This window comes from Agrobacterium sp. 22-3639C2 (genome assembly GCF_053522105.1).
This window is the reverse complement of record NZ_JBNWDB010000011.1, coordinates 1-568: the sequence shown is the minus strand read 5'-3', so window position 1 is coordinate 568 and position 568 is coordinate 1. Positions and strand designations below refer to the sequence as shown.

Here is a 568-nt window from a genome sequence, read left to right as displayed (position 1 = left end):
AGGTTGAGAAGATCGTCGAAATGGATATCTGCACCATAGTATGACTTCAGCCATGACGCTTGTCCCCAGCTTGTGAGAGCGAACAGATATGCATCGGCGACCGTGAAATTCTCGCCCATCAAAAAACGCTGCGATGCCAGCAAATTGTCGATCCATGCGTAGCGCTTTTCCAGCTTCGGCGTTGCTGTTTCGAGATATGCACCCGCCTGTTTCGCATAAAGAAGTGGAATGAAGCCCTTGTGGATTTCGGTCGATAGGAAACTCAGCATCTCCTGCAGCTTGTAACGCTCGAAAGTGCCGTTGGCGGGAGCGAGGCCGGATTGAGGCTTCAGATCGGCCATGTATTGGACGATGGCTGGCCCCTCGAAAAGCATCGCGCCGTTCCCCACGTCCAGGGCCGGAATGTAGCCATTGGGATTGATGTCGTAATAATCTTGGCCCCCTTCAGTCTTATGATCTTTGAAGTTCACCCTGACAAATTCGATATCCAACTCCAGTTCGTTGGCAACGATGTGTGGTGAGAGCGAGCAAGCGGCGGGCATGTAGTAGAGTTTCATTAATCGTCTCC

The 568-nt window shown here is 51.8% G+C and carries 1 protein-coding gene; it reads right to left on the bottom strand.

Going from position 1 to position 568, the window contains the following annotated elements; all coding sequences use genetic code 11:
• Positions 1 to 568 (bottom strand): glutathione binding-like protein (locus ACQZ6D_RS27610; protein ID WP_448731739.1); only part of this gene is annotated, 568 nt, incomplete at both ends.